This window comes from Dechloromonas sp. ZS-1, assembly GCF_039649255.1.
In the GTDB taxonomy this organism is placed as follows: domain Bacteria; phylum Pseudomonadota; class Gammaproteobacteria; order Burkholderiales; family Rhodocyclaceae; genus Azonexus.
In genome coordinates this window covers 31,356-50,892 of the sequence record NZ_JBDIYD010000001.1, presented here as the reverse complement: position 1 = coordinate 50,892, position 19,537 = coordinate 31,356, and the positions used below count along the sequence as shown (strand labels likewise).

Here is a 19,537-nt window from a genome sequence, read left to right as displayed (position 1 = left end):
GCAGATGAATTCCAAACGCATTCTCGTGCTCGGCATCGGCAACCTGTTGTGGGCCGACGAAGGCTTCGGTGTGCGCTGTGTCGAGGCACTCAATGCCGCCTGGCAGTTCCCGGAAGAGGTAACGGTCATGGATGGTGGCACGCAAGGGCTCTATCTCCTGCCTTATGTCCAGGAAGCCGATTGCCTGCTGGTCTTCGATGCAGTCGACTACGGCGATCCCGCCGGCAAACTGCGCGAAGTGGTGGGCGATCAGGTACCGCGCTTCATGGGCGCCAAAAAAATGAGCCTGCACCAGACCGGGTTTCAGGAAGTGCTGATGGCAGCCGAACTGACCGGCAAGTTGCCGGCCGAACTGGTGCTGATCGGCGTGCAGCCGGAGGAGCTGGAAGACTACGGCGGCAGCCTGCGCGATGTGGTGAAGGCCCAGATGGGCCCGGCGCTGGATATCGCCATGAACTGGCTCAAGCGCTGGGGGGCCGAGGCCATCCCGCGTCAGGGCGAAGTCGAGCCGATTACCGATGTGGCATTGGCCATGGGGGTTTATGAGGCCGAACGTCCACCGGCGGACCAGGCATACCGTCTGGGCGATGCGCGCTTTCTGAATATGGAGAGCAGCGAGCCCCAGGGGGAGATGGCCTGATGTGCCTCGGTCTTCCCGTACAGGTGATCGAGTGCGGTGAGCACTTCGCCCGCTGCCAGGGGCGTCAGGGTGAAGTCCGCATCGACATCGCCCTGGTCGGCGAGCAAGCCCCCGGCACCTGGCTGCTCTGTTTTCTCGATGCCGCCCGCGAAGTCATTCCGGCCGAGCGTGCCGCTGCCGTCAATGCCGCGCTCGATGCCGTGCATGCCGCCGGCGAAGGGGGGACTGATTTCTCCGCCTTCTTTGCCGACCTCGACCGTGAACCCCAATTGCCTGATTTTTTGAGGACAGCCCAGTCATGACTTTCGAACTCAAACCCGGCGCGACTTCGCTCGATCGCCTGGAAACGGCCCTGGGCCGCATGGTGCAAAAACACGCTTTTATCCGGGTCGACCCCAGCCAGGCTGATTTTCCGGCAGGCCTGGTCGCCTTGCTGGTGACCGAAGATCCGCAACGCAACCTCGAGGTGCTCGACGCCTGCGTCATTCTGCCTGAGGCTTTGAAGCCCCTTGGCGACCGGGTGCTGCGCTATGTCGCCGGTCCGGAAAGCGCCCCGGCACTGATGCAGCGTTTTGGCGTGGTGCGTGCGCCGAGCGTGGTTTTCCTGCGCGATGGCGAATACGTGGGTGCCTTGAACGGCATTCGCGACTGGAATGACTACCAGAATGAGGTCGACCGTCTGCTCAGTGGTCCGGCCCAACCCAAACCCATCGGCATCCCCGTGCGGGCCGCCGTTTCCGCCGGAGGCTGTGCATGAATCCCTCGACCCTGCGTCCTTTCCCGATTTCCGTCGTGGCCATGGGCCCCGGCTCGCAAGGTGACGAAGCGCCGGAATACCTGCCCATGCCCAAAGGCATGGACACCTTTTCGCAGCCGCGCCTGCCCGATGGGGTGGCGCCCGAAGTGGTCGATCAGGCGGCTCGTCTGCTTGGCGTCTTCGTCGATGGGGCGGAAGAAGTGGGCTTCGGGGGCGGTGCCAAGCTTGATCTGACCGGCCTCAGCGCACCGGTGCGTGAGGTTATCAACCAATCGCTTGGTTTCGGTGAGGTCAGTGCCTTCACGACGGCGCCGGCACACTGGCGCGTGCAGGAAACCGCCTTTGCCGGCCTCTGGCGCGTGATCCAGGTGGCGGATGAGGGGCAGTTTCTGGTCGACCGCTTGGAAACCGGCGCCATTCCCCAGGCCTTGATCGATGCCATGCTGCAGACGAGCAGCCGGACCCTGGCCGCACCGAGTTATCCGGCGGGCTGCATGAATGCGCAGGCCCTGATCGAAGAAATCCGCATGCAGGCAGCCGCCTGGCAGCCGGGCGAAGCGGCGCATGTGATCAACCTGACCCTGTTGCCGGTCTCCGATGCCGATCTCGATACGCTCTATGGCTGGCTCGGCCACCGTGAGGTTTCCCTGCTCTCGCGGGGTTACGGCAACTGCCGCATCACCAGCACGCGCCTGCAGAACGTCTGGTGGGTGCAGTACTTCAACAGCATGGACACCCTGATCCTGAACTCCATCGAGATCATCGGCATGCCGGACGTGGCGCTGGCCTCGACCGAAGATTTCACCGACTCGATCGAGCGTCTGCGAGAATACATCGCCCTGATGGTCGAACCGATCTGAGGTCGTGGACAAGAACATGCGATTCGAAGGCAGTTTTCTCGATGTGAAGCCGGACGACCGGCTGGAATGCGGCATTTGCTGGTGGGTGTATGACCCGGCGATCGGCGATGACGTACGCGGTATCCCGCCCGGTACGGCCTTTGCCGATTTGCCCGACGACTGGCACTGCCCGGGCTGCGACGCGCCGCGTCACAAGTTCATGGTGCTGGGCGAATGACGCCTTGGGCGGAAGACCCTTCGCCGAGCCTGTGCGCGGTGTTCGGCGACATCGCCCGGACACGCATGGCCGACGTGCCGATCTGCAATCGGGCCCTGCAGGTTGAGGCCATCGCTTTCCGCCGTTTGCCCGAAGGGCCCTGGGTCGGGGTCATGATCACGCCCTGGGCCATCAACCTGCTGTGTCTTCCGGCCGAGGGGGCGGCCTGGCCGGATTTGCCGGCCTGCAGCAAATACAGCTGGCAGTTCCCCTCCGGCTTTTACGAATTTACGGTGGCCGAGGAAGCCCGCCTGGGCATCTATCACCTTTGCTCCCTGTTTTCGCCGGCGCAGGAATTTCCCAGTCAGGAACAGGCCCGTCTGACCGCCTTGGCGATTGCGCATGCGCTCTTCGGCCAGCCGATCGATGAGCCCGCCGAGCCGCCCGCGACGGTGGAAAAACGCCCTTCACGCCGGGCTTTCCTGGGCTTGGGGCGATGAGTTCGCCGGGGATGCTGCGTATCGGCCTGACGCCGGCGGGGGCGGTCTCGGTCAATCTGACACGGCCGCTGGTGGCGCGTGTCTTCATCGGTCAGAACCCGGAAGCCGTGGTCAAGACCGTGCCTTACCTCTATACCCTCTGTGCGCATGCTCAGCGCGCTGCGGCGCAGGCGGCGCTGACGGCGGCGGGCGGTGTGCCGGCGCGGACGCTCGATGCCGACGAGCTCTGGCTGGAGGTGGTGCATGAAAACTTCTGGCGCCTGTTGCTCGACTGGCCCGTGGTCTTCGGTCTGGCGCCGGCCAAGGCCGAGTTCGTGCGCTGGCGCGGCGAACGTTTTGGTCCGCAACGCAACGCAGCCACCCGGGATGTTCTGGTGCGCGTGTTGCAGCCGTTGATTGAAAATTGCCTTGCGGCGACGGTCGACCGTCCGACAGCAACCGAATTTGATTTTCCGGGTTTGACGCCGGCCGACTGGCTTGCATACTGCCGGGGGGCGCATGCTGCGGTGCCGGCAAGCCGGCGTCCCGCTTCGGTGGCCGAGGCCCTGTTACGTCGTTTGGCTGAAGTCACACGGGCCGTGCAGGCTTTGGAGAACGGATTGCCGTTTCCGATGGCGGCGGCCGGTGAGGCGGGCTGGGGCGTGGGGCAAAGTTTGACGGCGCGCGGTGTATTGACCCATGGGGCACGGGTGGAGGACGGCGTGGTCACGGATTACCGTGTCTGGGCGCCGACGGATTGCCATTTTGCCGATGCCGGGGGATTGCAGGCGCTGCTGGCCGGTAGCGTTTGGCCCGAGCAGATGGCGCTGCGGCAAAGGATCGATCAGGCGGTGCTGGCCTTGGACCCGTGCCTGCCTTATGTTGTGGAGTGGGACGATGCATGAAATGTCGCTCGCCGAAGGCGTGCTGCAACTGGTCGAAGACACGGCGGCGCGCGAGGGCGCGCAGCGGGTGAAAACCGTGGTGCTGGAGATCGGTCGCCTGTCGTCGGTTGAACCGGCGGCGCTGAGTTTTTGTTTTGAAGCGGTCACGCACGGCAGCATTGCTGCCGGCGCCACGCTGGAGATCGTGGACGTGCCCGGCGCAGGCTGGTGCATGCAGTGCGCAGCGACGGTGCCGATGACGGAATTGTTCGGCGCCTGCCCGCAATGCGGCAGCCATCAGGTGCAGGCAACGGGCGGCACGGAGATGCGCGTCCGCGAGATTGAAATTGAGTAAATGCGCGCCGCAAAGCGCGCGTCAGTGCGCCAATCAGCGCACGTGAATAAAAAAGGAGATGAGACATGTGTACGGTTTGTGGTTGCGCACCGGGTGAAGTGAAGATCGAAGGAGATGGCCACGTGCACGCGCATGTGCACGCCGATGGCACGGTGCACGTTCATGCACATGACCATCATCACCCGCACGGCCATGGTGGCGAGCACGATCACGCCCATCATGCGCACCCGCATACGCATGCCGACGGCACCATGCATTCGCATGATCACGACCACGACCATGCCCACGCGCATGGTGAGACGCATGACCACCACCATCACGATCATCCGCATACGCACGCGGATGGCACGACGCATTCACACGATCATGCGCATGCCCACGGGCACGATCACACCCACGCGGCCAGCCATGATCATGCCCATGAGCACGCCCACAGCCATCCGCATGCGCCGGGCGTCGGCGGTGATCTCGATTACGGTACCGGCCCGGCCCGCGCCCATGTGCCGGGCATGAGCCAGGCGCGCATGGTGCAGATCGAGCAGGACATCCTGTCCAAGAACAACACCTATGCCCGCGCCAATCGCCGCTGGTTCGACGAACGCGGCATCTTCGCGCTGAATCTCGTGTCCAGCCCCGGCTCGGGCAAGACCACCCTGCTGTGCAAGACCATCGCGCAGTTGAAGGGCGAGCTCGTCATCAACGTCGTCGAAGGCGACCAGCAGACGGCCAACGATGCCGAGCGCATCCGCGCCACCGGCGTGCCCGCCCTGCAGATCAATACGGGCAAGGGCTGCCACCTCGACGGCCACATGGTCGGCCACGCAGTCGAGCGGCTGAAGCCGGCCGATCATTCGCTCTTCCTGATCGAAAACGTCGGCAACCTCGTCTGCCCGGCTGCTTTCGATCTCGGCGAGCATCACAAGGTCGCCATCCTCTCGGTGACCGAAGGCGAGGACAAGCCGCTCAAGTACCCGGACATGTTTGCCGCCGCCGACGTGATGCTGCTCAACAAGTGCGATCTGCTGCCCTACCTGCAATTCGATGCCGATCTGGCCGAAGCCAATGCCCGCCGCGTCAATCCCAAGCTGGTCGTCTTCCGTGTCTCGGCCACCACCGGCGAAGGCATGGCCGCGTGGCTCGACTGGATTCGCCAGGGCTTGAAGGCCCAGGCGGCGAAGCAGTCCGCCACGGTGGACGAACTCAAGGCCCGCATCGCGGAACTCGAGCGCGCGCTCGCTGCCCGCTGAGGCGCCATGTCCGCCCGGCAGTACCGTATCCGAGGCCTGGTGCAGGGCGTGGGCTTCCGGCCCTACGTTTGGCGCCTGGCGAACGCGCTCGGCCTGCGCGGCTGGGTGCGTAACGACGGGGCGGGGGTGTCGCTGGCGGTCGACGGCCAGAATGTGGCCGAATTCCTGCATCGCCTGCCGCTGGAAAAACCGCCGCTGGCGCGTATCGATGCCATTGAATGCGTCGGGGGCGAGGTCGTGCTGGACAGCACGGGCTTCGTCATTTTGGATAGCGTGGCCGGCACCGTGGCCACCGCCATCGGGCCGGATGCTGCGCTGTGTCCTGACTGTCTGGCCGACCTGTGCGATCCGGCAAGTCGCCGCTGGCGCTACGCCTTCACCACCTGTACCCATTGCGGGCCGCGTTATACGGTCAGTCGTCAGCTGCCTTACGACCGGGCCCATACCAGTCTGTCCCCCTTTCCGCTTTGCCCACCCTGCGCGGCGGAGTACGCCGATCCGGCCGATCGGCGCTATCACGCCGAAACCACGGCCTGCCCGCGCTGCGGTCCGCGTTTGCAGTTGAAGGCGGCGGTCGACGCGGAAAACTGGGCCGATTTCGACGGCGACCCCTTGGCCGAAACGCTGCGCCGCCTGCGCGCCGGCCAGATCGTCGCGATCAAGGGCCTGGGCGGCTTTCATCTCGCCTGCGATGCGCGCAATGCCGCGGCCGTGGCCGAACTGCGCCAGCGCAAGCAGCGCGATGCCAAACCCCTGGCCGTGATGGGGCTGAATGCGGCCTCGCTCGCTGCTGTGGCCGAGATCGGGCCGGGCGAAGCGGCTTGTCTGCAGGCCGTCGCTGCGCCCATCGTGCTCTGCCCCAAAGGCAAGCTCGACCTGCCGGGCATCGCGCCCGGCCTGGCCTGGATCGGCGCCATGCTGCCAGCCACGCCCCTGCATCTGCTGCTCTGGCATGAAGCTGCCGGCCGTCCCGTCGGTACCGATTGGCTGGCCGCCGAACACGATCTGCTGCTCGTCATGACCAGCGCCAACCCGCATGGCGAGCCGCTGGTCATCGACAATGCCGAGGCGGCACTGCGGCTGGCTGGGCTGGCCGATGCGCTGTTGCTGCACGACCGCGACATCCTGATCCGCTGCGATGACTCCGTCGTTCGTCCCGCCCCGGCCGGCCCGGCGTTTGTGCGGCGGGCGCGCGGCTATGTGCCGGTGCCGATCCCGCTCGCCAAGGGCGGGCCGACCGTGCTCGCGCTGGGCGGCTACCTGAAGAATACGGTGTGCGTGCTGAAAGGGCGGGAAGCCTTCCTGTCGCAGCACATCGGCGGCCTCGACAACGCGGCGGCGGTGGGCTTTCTCGAAGAAACGGTGGCGCATCTGCTGGCCATTCTCGATGTCCAGCCCGATCTGATTGCGCATGATCTGCACCCGGATTTTCCGTCGACGCGCCTGGCCCAGGCCTGGGCCGCAGCGCGGGGCATTCCGGCGATTGCGGTGGGGCACCATCAGGCGCATCTGGCGGCGATCTGCGCTGAACATGGGCTTAAAACGCCGGTCATCGGGTTGGCGCTGGATGGCGTGGGCCTCGGCCCGGACGGTGGTGCCTGGGGCGGCGAACTGCTCCGTCTCGACGCCGCTCAGGCCTGCCGGCTTGGCCATCTGTGGCCGCTCGCACTGCCCGGCGGCGACCGCGCCGCCCGCGAGCCGTGGCGCATGGCGCTGTCGGCCCTGCATGCCTGCGGCCTCGCCCCGACGGTCGACGCCTGGCAGCGCCGTGTTTTTCCGGATCAACGGTTGGAAACGCAGGCCCTCCTCGGCTTGCTCGAACGCGGCCTGCGCTGCCCGCCAAGCAGCAGTCTGGGCCGCTGGTTCGATGCGGTGGCCGGTCTGCTCGGCGTGCAGGCGGTGAGTCAGTATGAAGGCCAGGCAGCGATGCGTCTGGAAGGTTTGGCCGCCGGCCACGGCCCGGTGTCGCCGCGGGCTGACGGCTGGCGCATTCAGGACGGGGTGCTCGATCTGCGTCCGCTGGTGCCGGTCCTGCTGGCCGAGACGGATGCCGGGCGTGGTGCCGCCCTGTTTCATGCCACGTTGGCGGCGGCCCTAGCCGATTGGCTGCGGGCGACGGTCAACCCGGAAAAAGGGGCCCATATCCTGGTTGGCGGCGGCTGTGCGATGAATGCCGTGCTCATGGCGGCGCTGGCGGCGCATTTGGGCGCAGCGGGCTGGACGCTCGTCACGGCGCGGCAGGCGCCGCCCAATGATGGCGGGCTGGCGCTCGGCCAGGCCTGGGTGGCGCGACAAGTATTCAAGGAGAGAAAAAATGTGTCTGGCGATTCCCGCACAGGTGGTTGAGTTGCGCGACGGCGACAATGCCGTGGTCGATCTGGCCGGCGTGCGCAAGGAGATTTCCCTGGCGCTGGTTGAAAACGTGGCGGTCGGCGATTACGTCATCGTGCATGTCGGCTATGCGCTCAACAAGCTCGATCCGGCCGAGGCCGAGAAGACCCTCAAACTGTTTGCCGAGATGGGCGGCGTGCTGCCCGAAGACGGCCCGCCGACGCTGCACTGATGAAATATATCGACGAATACCGCGACGGCGACGTCGCCCAGACCCTGGCCGCTGCCATCCGCGCCGAAGCCGACCCGGCGCGGCGCTATCACTTCATGGAATTCTGCGGCGGCCACACGCACGCGATTTCCCGCTACGGCGTCTCCGACCTGCTGCCGGACAATGTGAAGATGATTCACGGGCCGGGCTGCCCGGTGTGCGTGTTGCCCATCGGCCGGGTCGATCAGGCCATCCGCCTCGTGCTGGAGCAGGGTGTCACCTTGTGCACCTACGGCGACTGCCTGCGCGTGCCCGCCTCGAACAGCCTCTCCCTGTTGAAGGCCAAGGCGCGCGGCGGCGATGTGCGCATGGTCTATTCGAGCATGGATGCGGTGACGCTGGCGCAGAAAAACCCGGACAAGCAGGTTGTCTTCTTCGCCATCGGCTTCGAGACGACGACGCCGCCCACCGCCGTCGCCATCAAGCAGGCTGCGGCGCTCGGGCTGAAGAATTTTTCGGTGCTGTGCTGCCACGTGCTGACGCCGTCGGCGATTTCCAGCATCCTCGAATCGCCGGAAGTGCGCCGTTGGGGCACGGTGCCGCTCGATGGCTTCATCGGCCCGGCGCATGTGTCGACCATCATCGGCAGCCGCCCTTACGAGTTCTTCGCCGAGGAATACAGGAAGCCGGTGGTCATCGCCGGCTTCGAGCCGCTCGATGTGATGCAGGCGATCAAGATGCTGATCCGCCAGGTCAATGAGGGACGGGCCGAGGTTGAAAACGAGTTCTCCCGCGCCGTCGACCGTGAGGGCAACCTGAAAGCCCAGCAACTGGTGGCCGAAGTGTTCGAAATGCGCAAACAGTTCGAATGGCGCGGGCTCAATGTCCTGCCGTATTCGGCCCTGCGCATTCGCAGCGCGTTCGCCGAATTTGACGCCGAAAAGCGCTTTCCGCTCGGCTATGCCTCCGTGCCTGATCATAAAGCCTGCGAATGCGGCGCCATTCTGCGCGGGGTCAAACGGCCGCAGGACTGCAAGATCTTCGGCACGGTCTGCTCGCCGGAAAACCCGGTGGGCTCGTGCATGGTCTCCTCCGAAGGCGCGTGTGCGGCGCACTACACCTATGGGCGGTACAAGGATGTGGGCTGATGCAGCCCCAATCTGACCGCCTGGTACCAGACTCAATCCTGCATTGACCCTTGCTCATCATGACCGATACCCGAAAATCCTACATCCGTCCCCTCGATATCAAGCACGGCCAGGTCGATATGGCCCACGGCGCCGGGGGGCGGGCGATGGCGCAGCTGATCGACGAACTGTTTGCCCGTCATCTCGGTAACGACTATCTTGCCCAGGGCGACGATGGCACGGTCTTGCCGGCGACGGGCGAAGGGCGGCTGGTCATGGCGACCGATGCCCATGTCGTGTCACCGCTGTTTTTTCCGGGAGGCGACATCGGTTGCCTTTCGGTGCATGGCACGATCAACGATGTGGCGGTGATGGGGGCGAGGCCCCTGTATCTGGCAGCCAGCTTCATTCTGGAAGAAGGCTTTCCGCTGGCGGATCTGGCGCGCATCGTGCAGAGCATGGCGGCGGCCGCACGCGAGGCGGGGGTGCCGGTGGTGACCGGGGATACCAAGGTGGTCGAGCGTGGCAAGGGCGACGGCGTGTTCATCACCACCACCGGGGTCGGCGTGCTGCCGCCGGGGCGCAGCTTGTCCGGACGGCAGGCACAGCCGGGCGATGCCATTCTGGTGTCCGGCAGTCTGGGTGATCACGGCATGGCGATCATGGCCGAACGCGAGAGCCTGGGCTTCGATTCGCCCATCGTCTCCGACACGGCGGCGCTGCATGGCCTGATCGAGGCCATGCTGGCGAGCGGGGCGGCGATCCGCGTGCTGCGCGATCCGACGCGCGGTGGTCTGGCGACGACCCTGAACGAGATCGCCAAGCAGTCCGGGGTCGGCATGATGCTGCAGGAGAAGGCCCTGCCGGTGAAAGCGGCGGTCAACGCGGCCTGCGAACTCCTGGGTCTGGACCCGCTTTATGTGGCGAATGAAGGCAAACTGGTGGCGATCTGCGCCGAACAGGATGTTGATCGCCTGCTCGCCGCGATGCGGGCGCATCCGCTCGGCGCGGCGGCGGCCCGGATCGGGACGGTGCATGAAGACCCGCACCATTTTGTCCAGATGACCACGGCCTTTGGCGGCCGCCGGATTGTCGATTGGCTCTCCGGCGAGCAGTTGCCGCGGATTTGCTGAGGGGAAAACTCAGTGGCGCGCTGCGATGACCACGGACAACACGTCACCGACTTCGGAAATGACCAATTGACGGGCATCGTCGAGGTCGTCCGCGTTGCGGATGTGAAACAGGTCGCGGCGCCCGTCCGGGTAACGCACGGCGGCGACGTACTCACGACGCGGCCGGGCCGGACGCATCGTTTCCCCCTGAGTCGTGGCCGGCGTGGCCACCTTTCTTTGTCGTTGCATGACTGCTGCCTCGGTCTGATGTTGTGTTTGTTTTCAGCCATGCTAGACAAGGCTAAGCGCTTGAAAAATAGCGCCAAAGTTATAGAAATATGCCGTGGGGAAATCCGCGGTTCGGCGGCCTTGGCTGGATAAGGCTTCATTCCGTTAGCAAGTTTTGTAAAACCCGTTTGGTATGCGCATTCTCTTTCTCACGCACAGTTTCAACAGCCTCGCCCAGCGCCTGTTCTGCGAGTTGTCCGCACGCGGGCATCTGGTCAGCATCGAGTTCGACATTGCCGATGCGGTGAGCGAGGAGGCGGTGGCCCTGTTCAAGCCGGATCTCATCCTGGCTCCTTTCCTGAAACGTGCAGTGCCGGCCTCGATCTGGTCGGCCCATCCGTGTTTCATCGTGCATCCGGGTGTACCGGGCGACCGGGGGCCGTCGGCACTGGATTGGGCCATTCAACAGGGCGTGCCGACCTGGGGCGTGACCGTGCTGCAAGCCGAGGCGGAAATGGATGCCGGCCCGGTCTGGGCTTCGGCGCAGTTTCCGATGCGCGCGGCGCGCAAAGCGGCGATTTATCGCAACGAGACGACCGAAGCCGCCGTGCAGGCTGTCTTGCAGGCGGTCGACCGCTTTGCCGCCGGCAATTTCACGCCGGAGCGCGTGCCGGGCGCGGCGCATGCGCTGATGAAGCAGGCCGATCGGGCGCTCGATTGGGCGCGCATGGGCAGCGCCGACATCCTGGCGCGTATCCACGCTGCCGATGGCTTCCCCGGCGTGGCCGACACGCTGTTCGACACGCCTTGCCATCTCTTCGATGCCTGGCCGGAAAGCACCTTGCGCGGTACGCCGGGCAGCCTGCTGGCGCGGCGCGAGACGGCGATCTGCCGGGCCACCGCCGATGGTGCCGTGTGGATCGGCCATGTGAAGCGCGCCGGCGGCATCAAGCTGCCGGCAACGCACGCTTTTCCAGAAGCCTGTGCTTTGCCCGAGGTGCCGCTTGACGGCTGGTGGCAGGCCGCAGCGCCCACTTGGCAGGACATCGCCTATCAGGAGGCCGGCGGCGTCGGCACCCTGCGCTTCGAGTTTTACAACGGCGCGATGAGCACGGCCCAGTGCCTGCGTCTGACCGAGGCCTTCCGCTGGGCGACGACGCGCCCGACGCGGGTTATCGTGCTGGCCGGGGGCGAGGATTTCTGGTCGAACGGCATCCATCTGAACACCATCGAATCGGCCGAGAGCCCGGCGGATGAATCCTGGGCCAACATCAACGCGATCGACGATCTGGCCGAAGCCATTTTGACCTGTTCCAGCCAGTTGACCGTCGCCGCCCTGCACGGCAACACCGGGGCCGGCGGCTGCTTCCTGGCACGGGCCTGCGACGCGGTCTGGGTGCGCGACGGCGTGATGCTCAACCCGCATTACAAGAACATGGGCAACCTGTTCGGTTCCGAATTCTGGACCTATCTGCTGCCGCCGCGCGTCGGTCTGGACGGCGCTCGGGCGATCATGCACCACCGCTTGCCGATGACCGCGCAGGAAGCCGTGCAGTGCGGCTTCTACGATGCCTGTCTGCCCAGCCCCGGCTTCTTTGTCGATGTTGTCCGGCGGGCGGCGGAACTCGCGGCCAGCCCCGATCTCGACGGTCGACTGGCGGCCAAGGCCGAAAAACGGGCTGCCGATGAGGCGATCAAGCCGCTTGCCGCCTACCGGGCCGAAGAACTGGCGGAAATGCGCCGCAATTTCTACGGATTCGACCCGTCCTACCACGTGGCGCGCTATCATTTCGTGGCGCGTTCGCCCCACTCCTGGACGCCGCGTCACCTGGCCCGCCATCGCGATCTCGACTGGAAAATTCCCGCATGAACCTGCCGTCCTCGTTCAGCCTGCGCAAGCTGCCGGGCGTCCTGGTTGTCGACGACGAACTGCGCTCGCAGGAGGCTTTGCGCCGGACCCTGGAAGAAGATTTCGACGTGCTCTGCGCCTCTTCCGCCGATGAGGGTATGGCCCTCCTTGAGCGCGAGCAGGCCAGCGCCGGCATCCGCATCGTCCTCTGCGACCAGCGCATGCCCGGCACGACCGGCGTGCAGTTCCTGAAGGAGGTGCGCAGCCGCTGGCCGGACATCGTGCGCATCATCCTGTCCGGCTACACCGATGCCGAAGACATCATCACCGGCGTCAATGAAGCCGGGATCTGGCAATACCTGCTGAAGCCCTGGCAGCCGGAACAACTCCTGCTGACCCTGCAGCGCGCCGCCGAAGTCTGGCGCCTGCAGCAGGAAAACCAGCGCCTCTCGCTCGATCTGCGCACCGCCGAGCCGGTCCTCAAGCGCCGCGTCGAGGCCAAGTTCGACAAGGCGCGCCAGCGCTTTGGCCTGGACGGCATGGTGCGTGCGCCGGGCAGTCCGCTCAATGCGGTGTGCGATCTGGTCGCCCGCGTCGCGCCCTACGATCTGTCCGTGTTGATCACCGGCGAGTCCGGTACCGGCAAGGAAATGGTGGCGCGCGCCATCCATTACGAAAGCCGCCGCGCCGCCAAGCCCTTCATCACCGAAAACTGCGGTGCGCTGCCCGATACCCTGCTCGAATCTGAGCTCTTCGGCTACAAGCGTGGCGCCTTCACCGGCGCGGTCGAGGATCGCATTGGCCTCTTCCAGCAGGCGGATGGCGGCACGCTCTTCCTGGACGAAATCGGCGAGACCAGCCCGGCCTTTCAGGTCAAGCTGCTGCGCGTGCTGCAGGAGGGCGAATTCCGGCCGCTCGGCAGCAATCGTCCGGTCAGTGTCGATGTGCGCGTGATCGCCGCGACCAACCGCGATCTCGAAGCCGATGTGCGCACGGGGCGTTTCCGTGAGGATCTGTATTACCGGCTCGCCACCATGACCCTGCATGTGCCGCCGCTGCGCGAGCGGGCCACGGACCTGCCGCTCCTGGCGGCGCGCCTCTTGGAAAACAGCGGTCAGGCGCTGGGCAAAGCGGCCACCGGCTTTACCGCCGAAGCGCTCGCCTGCATGGCGGGCTACCGCTGGCCCGGCAATGTGCGCGAACTGCAGAACGAAATCCTGCGCATGGTGGCGCTGGGCGATGGGCCGACCTTCGGGGCCGATCTGCTCTCGCCGCGCGTCTTGCAGGCACCGCCCATCGACCCGCCGAGCAGCGAGGCCGCACCGGTGGACTGGACGGCGAATTTGAGCGGCGGCTTGCGTGAGCGCATGGAGCAACTCGAATATCAGGTTCTCAAGGCGGCGATGATCCGCCACCGCTGGAACAAATCGCGCGCGGCGCGCGAGCTGGGCCTCTCGCGCGTCGGCCTGCGCGCCAAGCTGACGCGTTACGGCCTGGAGCAGGCCTGATGCGGGTGGTCTGGCTGCAAAGCGGGGGTTGTGGCGGCTGTACGCAGTCTTTCCTGGCGTTCGAATCCCGGCCGCTGTTCGACGAGCTGGCCGATGCCGGTATCGAATTCGTCTGGCATCCGGCCCTCTCGGAAGCCAGCGGCGATGAGGCGCTGACCCTGCTGGAGGCGTGCGCCAGCGGCCGTACGCCCTTCGATGTGCTCTGTGTCGAGGGCGCCATGCTGCGCGGACCCAACGGCACCGGCAAATTTCATCTGATGGCTGGCAGCGGCCGCCCGCTCACGGAATGGGTGGCCCGTCTGGCTGCCCAGGCGCGCTGGGTCTTCGCCATCGGTTCCTGCACCGCCTATGGCGGTTTTTCTGCGAGCACGCCGGGTAACCCGCTCGAAGCCTGTGGTCTGCAATACGACGAAAAAACGCCGGGCGGCCTGCTCGGCGCGGATTTCCGCAGCGCGGGCGGCTTGCCCGTGGTCAATGTGGCCGGCTGCCCGACGCATCCGGGCTGGGTGGTCGATACGCTGGAAAAGCTGGCCCTGGACGGGTTGACCGTCGCCGACCTCGACGATTACGGGCGGCCGCTGCTCTACGCCGGCGAACTGGTGCATCACGGCTGCTCGCGCAATGAGTTTTACGAGTTCAAGGCGAGCGCGGAAAAACACGCCGATCTGGGCTGCCTGATGGAAAACCTGGGCTGCAAAGGCACGCAGGCGCACGCCGATTGCAACCTGCGCCCGTGGAACGGCAGCGGCTCCTGCCTCAAGGGCGGCTTTGCCTGCGTGGCCTGCACCGAGCCGGGCTTTGAGTCGCCCGGCCATGCTTTCCAGGAAACGCCCAAGGTCGCGGGTATTCCGATCGGCTTGCCGACCGACATGCCGAAGGCCTGGTTCGTCGCGCTCGCCGCGCTTTCCAAGTCGGCCACGCCCAAGCGCGTGCGCGACAATGCCGTGGTCGACCATCCGGTCGTGCTGCCCGGCGTGCGCAAAGGCGGTGGCAAATGACGCGCATCGTGGTCGGTCCCTTCAACCGGGTGGAAGGCGACCTGGAACTCAAACTGGATCTGGCGGACGGGCGCGTGAGCAGCGCCTACGTCAATTCACCCTTGTTCCGGGGGTTCGAGCAACTGCTCGTCGGACGGCCCGCATTGGATGCGCTGGGCATCGTGCCGCGCATCTGCGGCATCTGTTCGGTTGCCCAGTCGGTGGCGGCGGCGCAGGCCTTGGGCAGTGCCATGGGCATCGTGCCCACCGACAACGGCCTGCTGGCCCGGCATCTGATCCAGGCGACGGAAAACCTCGCCGATCACCTGAGCCATTTCTACCTCTTCTTCATGCCGGATTTTGCCCGCCCGGCCTATGTTGACCGTGGCTGGCACTACGCAGCGGCGGAGCGCTTTACCGCCATTCGCGGCAGCGCCGCCGCCGATGCCCTGCCGGCCCGGGCCAATTTCCTCAAGCTGATGGGTTTTCTTGCCGGCCGCTGGCCGCATACGCTGGCCATCCAGCCCGGCGGCAGCACGCGCGCCATCACGGCCGGGGAGCGTGTGCGCCTGCTTGCGCTGCTGCGCGAGTTCCGCAGTTTTCTGGAACGCCGCCTGTTCGGCGATCAGCTGGAAGCCGTCACGGCGCTGGATTCGGCCGCTGCGCTGGCCGCCTGGTCCGACGGTCGACCCGGTGATTTCCCCCATTTTCTGGCCATTGCCCGCGACCTCGGGCTGGACGGCATGGGTCGCGCCCATGACCGTTTCTTGAGCATGGGTGCCTATGACCAATTCCCGGCGGGCGTCTGGCAGGACGGTGAGTTGCAGGCGTTTGACCCGGCCTGCATCACCGAGGACACCCGCCACGCCTGGCTGCTGGATGGCCCGGCCTGTCCGCCCAGCGAAGGGGAAACCTTGATCGACGCCGACAAGGCCGACGGCTACACCTGGTGCAAGGCGCCGCGCCTGGCCGGCCAGCCTGCCGAGGTGGGGGCCCTGGCCCGGCAGTTGATCGCCGGTCACCCGCTCATCGTCGACCTCGTGCAGCGCCAGGGCGGCAGCGTGCAGGCCCGCGTCGTCGCCCGCCTGCTCGAATTGGCCCGCGTCGTGCCGCTGATGGAAAACTGGGTGCGTGCCTTGCAACCCGGCGCCCCCTTCTGCGCCCAGGGCCTGGTGCCGGAAGATGGCCGCGGCATCGGTCTCACCGAAGCCGCCCGTGGCAGCCTCGGTCACTGGCTGAGCGTGCGCCGGGGCCGCATCGAGCGCTACCAGATCATCGCCCCGACCACCTGGAACTTCTCACCGCGTGACCGCGAGGGCGTCCCCGGTCCGCTCGAAACCGCCCTCATCGGCCTCCCCGCCGGCGACGGCGCACCCCCGACCATCCAGCACGTCGTCCGCTCGTTTGATCCGTGCATGGTGTGTACGGTGCATTAACCCGTCACGCCGGTCTAAGCGTGGATTGATCGTCCCCGTTCAATCCGCGACAGCAGGGTCACTACAAAGACGATCAGCGTGAGTGCATTGAACAGGCCGGCGTGGGCCGGGAGCTTGCCGAGCAGCACGCCGCCGACACGCAGTGCCAGGCCAAGGTGGAGCAGGGCGAGCGGCAGGTAGAGGACGGGGTGGTAGGCGATGCGGATGCGCATCACGGCGGGTACGATGATGGGGGCGTGGCCGAAGACCATGGCCAGGACAAAGCCGAGGGCGATGGCGTGGAGGGCCGCATCGCGCCAGGGATGGCCGGGACTGAAGGCGCCGGCCAGGCCGAGCAGGCCGCCGAGGGCCAGCCAGCCGTAGCCGCCGAGCAGGCAGGCGGCGACGAAGCGCGGCAGGCCGTTCAGGCGGATGTTGCGCCGGGCGATGTCGTAGATGAGCAGCCAGAGGGCAAGCAGCAGACAGCCCAGGCCGAAGCCGCGCAACCCGGTGTCGTCGAATGCCGCCATGAGGCTGCTGCCGGTGAGCAGGATGACAATGCCGACGAAGCCATGGCGGGCCGCTTTTGGGGTCGGCAGAAAACGCGTCAGTTCCAGGCGCTCGCCGGCAATGGTCAGGATCAGGAAAAGCAGCCAGGCGGGCGTCGCGGTGACCGGGTTGCCACTGCCGAGCCAGACCAGCGTGCCGGCCAGCCAGCAGGCTGCGCCAAGCAGCAGGATTTTGCCGTGCAGGGCCGGTTGGCGCTGGTGGGCAACATGGCTGGCCAGCACCAGCAGGCCGGCCGCCATGGCATTCAGGCCGATGGCGACGGTCGCCCCGCCCAAAAGCAGAAAAATGCCGCTCAAGCCCGCAACGAGCGGGGCGCCGTAGGCCCAGCTGCGCCCGAGGGCGACGGCCCGTTCGAGGCTGATCACGGTGCCGAAAAAGGCTGCGATCATCAGGGCGCCGTGGACACCGGCCGCCTGCGCGGCAAGTGCCGGGACAGGCCAGCCGAGCCGGGCCAGACCGGCCAGCACACCGCCGACCAGCCCGGCCATGGCGAGCAGGAGCAGCGGCAGGCGGGCGCGCGGCGGCAGGTCAGGCAGACTCATTCAGACCAGCCCAGGCGCTCGCGGCAGGTCGGGGTCATCATCGACGGCTGCCAGGGCGGTTCCCAGACCACGTTGATGTCGAGCACCGTGGCGGCGGGCAGGATGCGCTGCACTTCGGCGCGGGCATCTTCGACGATCAGCGTGCCCATCGGGCAGGCCGGTGACGTGAGGGTGAGATCGATCGTGACCCGTTCCGGCGTGATGTCGATGCGGTAGACCAGGCCCAGATCGACGATGTTGGCCCCGATTTCGGGGTCGGCCACCTGCTTCAGGGCAGTGCGCAGTTGTTCAGTATCGGGGAGGGCGGGCATGGCGGTAGCGGCTAGAATAACGACTCCGGCATCCTAACATCGCCGCCGGATCCGGTTTTTAGCAGGGAGCAAGAGAATCCGATGGAGCGCTTTACCATTTCCCTCGACGCATCGCTGGCCAGCCAGTTCGATGCGTTGATTGCCCTGCGCGGCTACCGCAACCGCTCGGAAGCCGTGCGCGATCTCATTCGTACCGCGCTCGAGGACGATCGTCAGCGCGCCGCGCCGGATGGCCATTGCGTGGCCAACCTCTCCTATGTTTACAACCATCACGAGCGCGAACTCTCGGAGCGCCTGACCGGTTTGCAGCACGACCACCACGACCTGACGGTGGCTGCCCTGCACAGCCATCTGGATCACGATAATTGCCTGGAAAGTGTGATCCTGAAGGGCGAGACGGTGCGCGTGCGCCAGTTTGCCGATGCCCTGATGGCCGAGCGCGGGGTGCGTCACGGCCAGTTGAACGTGATTGCGCTGGAGGCGGAACACCATCACGCCCACGATGCCGAGGGAGCGCCACATGTCCACTACCGTCCCGCCCGCTGAGCCCGACGCCGCCCCGGAAGCCGGCTCCCCTTTGCCGCCGGGCGGGGAGCAGGCCTGGATCGAGGTCATCCAGAAGATGGATGAGGTCTATAACGACCTGCTTCAGTATGAAGTCGCCCTCGAGGAAAAAAATGCGGCGCTCGAAGAGTCGCACCAGTTCATCGAGAGCGTGCTCGCCTCGATGTCCGACATCCTGATTGTCTGCGACCGCAACGGCACCATTCAGGAGGTCAATCCGGCCTTGCGTCATTTCACCGGCAAGGGCAACGAGGACCTCGCGCATACGCCGATTTTCGACCTCTTTGCCGACGATGGTGAACGGGCCAAGGCGCGCGATCTGTTCAGTCGCTATGGGCGCGACGGCGTGCATGACTGCGAACTGTTTTTACGGGCCGGCGACGGGTCGACCGTCCCGGTCTCGATGAACTGCACGCCCCGCCTGTCGCAGACCGGCAAACTGGTCGGCGTGGTGGTCACGGGCCGTCCGGTGGGCGAACTGCGCAAGGCCTACCAGGCGCTGCGTCAGGCGCACGAAGATTTGAAGCGGACGCAGAGTCAGTTGCTGCACGCCGAAAAAATGGTCTCGCTGGGGCGACTGGTGGCCGGCGTGGCGCATGAATTGAACAACCCGATCAGCTTTGTGCTGGGCAATGTGCTCTCGCTCAAACGTTACGGCGAACGCCTGGAACGCTACATCGGCGCCGTGCATGCCTCGCCGCTGGCCGAGGACGCCGAACTGGCCGAGTTACGCCAGGGTTTGCGCATCGACCGCATTCTGGGCGACATGCCGCATCTGATCGACGGCATGATCGAGGGCGCCGAGCGCACGCGCGACATCGTGGATGCCTTGAAGCGTTTTTCGGCGGTGGATAAGGCGACGCCGGAGCGGGTTTCCCTGAACGAAGTGATCGAACGCGCCGTCCGCTGGGTGACGCAGAGTGCCTCGGCGCGCTTTACGGTCCAGGTCGATGTGCCGCCGGACCTGATCTGCCCGGGCTCCTCGGGGCAGTTGCAGCAGGTCGTCATGAACCTGGTGCAGAACGCCTGCGATGCGACGGAAGGGGGGGCTGCACCGCAGTTGTGGATCACCGGCGAGCGGCAGGGCGATCAGGTGGTGCTGCATTTTGCCGACAACGGTCCCGGTATTGCCGAGGCCAATCTGAGCCGTCTCTTCGAGCCCTTCTTTACCACCAAGCCGGTCGGGCAGGGGACCGGCCTCGGGCTGTCGATCAGTTACGGGATTGTCGATCGCCATGGTGGCCGCCTGACGGCGGGCAACCGTGCGGTGGGCGGGGCGGAATTCATCCTGACACTCCCGGTGGAAAGTCATTGATCACTTTGTCTGCCTGACTGGCGCGTGGGCCAGAGCGGAGTTCAATACGAACAATGACT

The 19,537-nt window shown here is 66.0% G+C and carries 22 protein-coding genes; 19 read left to right on the top strand and 3 right to left on the bottom strand.

Translation table 11 applies throughout. The features are described 5' to 3' along the window. Positions 1–4 precede the first annotated feature (4 nt). The 13 genes from AACO21_RS00255 to hypE all read left to right on the top strand — a co-directional run bounded on the left by AACO21_RS00255 (position 5) and on the right by hypE (position 10,220). A complete protein-coding gene (locus AACO21_RS00255; protein ID WP_346190469.1) occupies positions 5–640 on the top strand; it encodes a HyaD/HybD family hydrogenase maturation endopeptidase in 636 nt (211 codons plus the stop codon). After that, the gene (gene hypC, locus AACO21_RS00250; RefSeq protein ID WP_346190468.1) at positions 640–942 is read left to right on the top strand and encodes a HypC/HybG/HupF family hydrogenase formation chaperone; all 303 of its coding nucleotides are present in this window, start codon (positions 640–642) and stop codon (positions 940–942) included. Before AACO21_RS00255 ends, hypC begins: the two co-directional genes overlap by 1 nt. Beyond that, a complete protein-coding gene (locus AACO21_RS00245) occupies positions 939–1,397 on the top strand; it encodes a hypothetical protein (protein ID WP_346190467.1) in 459 nt (152 codons plus the stop codon). The genes hypC and AACO21_RS00245 overlap by 4 nt, the downstream gene beginning before the upstream one ends. Next, positions 1,394–2,257 carry a hydrogenase expression/formation protein gene (locus AACO21_RS00240; RefSeq protein ID WP_346190465.1) on the top strand — a complete coding sequence of 288 codons (864 nt, stop codon included), beginning with the start codon at positions 1,394–1,396 and terminating at the stop codon, positions 2,255–2,257. Before AACO21_RS00245 ends, AACO21_RS00240 begins: the two co-directional genes overlap by 4 nt. Before the next feature lie 16 nt (positions 2,258–2,273). Next, positions 2,274–2,474 (top strand): rubredoxin, encoded by a 201-nt coding sequence (locus AACO21_RS00235; protein ID WP_346190464.1) that lies wholly within the window; start codon positions 2,274–2,276, stop codon positions 2,472–2,474. Beyond that, complete coding sequence (gene hybE, locus AACO21_RS00230) at positions 2,471–2,953, top strand: [NiFe]-hydrogenase assembly chaperone HybE (RefSeq protein WP_346190463.1); 483 nt, start codon at positions 2,471–2,473, stop codon at positions 2,951–2,953. Before AACO21_RS00235 ends, hybE begins: the two co-directional genes overlap by 4 nt. A gap of 11 nt (positions 2,954–2,964) precedes the next feature. After that, a complete protein-coding gene (locus AACO21_RS00225; RefSeq protein WP_346190462.1) occupies positions 2,965–3,837 on the top strand; it encodes a hypothetical protein in 873 nt (290 codons plus the stop codon). Then, positions 3,830–4,171 carry a hydrogenase maturation nickel metallochaperone HypA gene (gene hypA, locus AACO21_RS00220; RefSeq protein ID WP_346190461.1) on the top strand — a complete coding sequence of 114 codons (342 nt, stop codon included), beginning with the start codon at positions 3,830–3,832 and terminating at the stop codon, positions 4,169–4,171. The genes AACO21_RS00225 and hypA overlap by 8 nt, the downstream gene beginning before the upstream one ends. Positions 4,172–4,236: 65 nt before the next feature. Beyond that, entirely contained in the window at positions 4,237–5,418 is a 1,182-nt protein-coding gene (gene hypB, locus AACO21_RS00215) for a hydrogenase nickel incorporation protein HypB (RefSeq protein ID WP_346190460.1), read from the top strand. A gap of 6 nt (positions 5,419–5,424) precedes the next feature. Next, positions 5,425–7,764: a carbamoyltransferase HypF gene (gene hypF / locus AACO21_RS00210; RefSeq protein ID WP_346190459.1), complete on the top strand. Its 2,340-nt coding sequence runs from the start codon at positions 5,425–5,427 to the stop codon at positions 7,762–7,764. Next, positions 7,733–7,981 carry a HypC/HybG/HupF family hydrogenase formation chaperone gene (locus AACO21_RS00205; RefSeq protein WP_346190458.1) on the top strand — a complete coding sequence of 83 codons (249 nt, stop codon included), beginning with the start codon at positions 7,733–7,735 and terminating at the stop codon, positions 7,979–7,981. The genes hypF and AACO21_RS00205 overlap by 32 nt, the downstream gene beginning before the upstream one ends. Continuing rightward, positions 7,981–9,108 (top strand): hydrogenase formation protein HypD, encoded by a 1,128-nt coding sequence (gene hypD, locus AACO21_RS00200; RefSeq protein ID WP_346190457.1) that lies wholly within the window; start codon positions 7,981–7,983, stop codon positions 9,106–9,108. The genes AACO21_RS00205 and hypD overlap by 1 nt, the downstream gene beginning before the upstream one ends. 59 nt (positions 9,109–9,167) lie before the next feature. Beyond that, positions 9,168–10,220 carry a hydrogenase expression/formation protein HypE gene (gene hypE, locus AACO21_RS00195; RefSeq protein ID WP_346190456.1) on the top strand — a complete coding sequence of 351 codons (1,053 nt, stop codon included), beginning with the start codon at positions 9,168–9,170 and terminating at the stop codon, positions 10,218–10,220. Between the two features lie 9 nt (positions 10,221–10,229). Here hypE and AACO21_RS00190 read toward each other — a convergent pair whose 3' ends face one another. After that, positions 10,230–10,448: a hypothetical protein gene (locus AACO21_RS00190; protein ID WP_346190455.1), complete on the bottom strand. Its 219-nt coding sequence runs from the start codon at positions 10,446–10,448 to the stop codon at positions 10,230–10,232. A gap of 172 nt (positions 10,449–10,620) precedes the next feature. On the opposite strand from AACO21_RS00190, the gene AACO21_RS00185 reads away from it, so the two are divergent. The 4 genes from AACO21_RS00185 to AACO21_RS00170 are packed head-to-tail and all read left to right on the top strand — an operon-like array spanning position 10,621 to position 16,197. Beyond that, positions 10,621–12,297, top strand: a complete 1,677-nt coding sequence (locus AACO21_RS00185; protein WP_346190454.1) for a hydrogenase maturation protein — start codon at positions 10,621–10,623, stop codon at positions 12,295–12,297. Continuing rightward, complete coding sequence (locus tag AACO21_RS00180) at positions 12,294–13,784, top strand: sigma-54 dependent transcriptional regulator (RefSeq protein WP_346190453.1); 1,491 nt, start codon at positions 12,294–12,296, stop codon at positions 13,782–13,784. The genes AACO21_RS00185 and AACO21_RS00180 overlap by 4 nt, the downstream gene beginning before the upstream one ends. Then, positions 13,784–14,782 carry a HupU protein gene (locus tag AACO21_RS00175; protein ID WP_346190452.1) on the top strand — a complete coding sequence of 333 codons (999 nt, stop codon included), beginning with the start codon at positions 13,784–13,786 and terminating at the stop codon, positions 14,780–14,782. The genes AACO21_RS00180 and AACO21_RS00175 overlap by 1 nt, the downstream gene beginning before the upstream one ends. After that, on the top strand, positions 14,779–16,197 hold the full coding sequence (locus AACO21_RS00170; protein WP_346190451.1) for a nickel-dependent hydrogenase large subunit: 1,419 nt from the start codon (positions 14,779–14,781) through the stop codon (positions 16,195–16,197). Before AACO21_RS00175 ends, AACO21_RS00170 begins: the two co-directional genes overlap by 4 nt. A gap of 14 nt (positions 16,198–16,211) precedes the next feature. Here the strand turns inward: AACO21_RS00170 and AACO21_RS00165 are convergent, their stop codons facing one another. Together AACO21_RS00165 and AACO21_RS00160 are read right to left on the bottom strand one after the other, a co-directional pair. After that, positions 16,212–17,288 (bottom strand): hypothetical protein, encoded by a 1,077-nt coding sequence (locus AACO21_RS00165; RefSeq protein ID WP_346190450.1) that lies wholly within the window; start codon positions 17,286–17,288, stop codon positions 16,212–16,214. Further along, positions 17,285–17,599, bottom strand: a complete 315-nt coding sequence (locus AACO21_RS00160; RefSeq protein ID WP_346190449.1) for a metal-sulfur cluster assembly factor — start codon at positions 17,597–17,599, stop codon at positions 17,285–17,287. Before AACO21_RS00160 ends, AACO21_RS00165 begins: the two co-directional genes overlap by 4 nt. An 81-nt stretch (positions 17,600–17,680) precedes the next feature. Between AACO21_RS00160 and nikR the strand changes: the two genes are divergently transcribed. Both nikR and AACO21_RS00150 read left to right on the top strand, forming a co-directional pair. Then, positions 17,681–18,145 carry a nickel-responsive transcriptional regulator NikR gene (gene nikR, locus AACO21_RS00155; protein WP_346190448.1) on the top strand — a complete coding sequence of 155 codons (465 nt, stop codon included), beginning with the start codon at positions 17,681–17,683 and terminating at the stop codon, positions 18,143–18,145. Then, the gene (locus tag AACO21_RS00150; protein WP_346190447.1) at positions 18,120–19,478 is read left to right on the top strand and encodes an ATP-binding protein; all 1,359 of its coding nucleotides are present in this window, start codon (positions 18,120–18,122) and stop codon (positions 19,476–19,478) included. Before nikR ends, AACO21_RS00150 begins: the two co-directional genes overlap by 26 nt. Positions 19,479–19,537 lie beyond the last annotated feature (59 nt).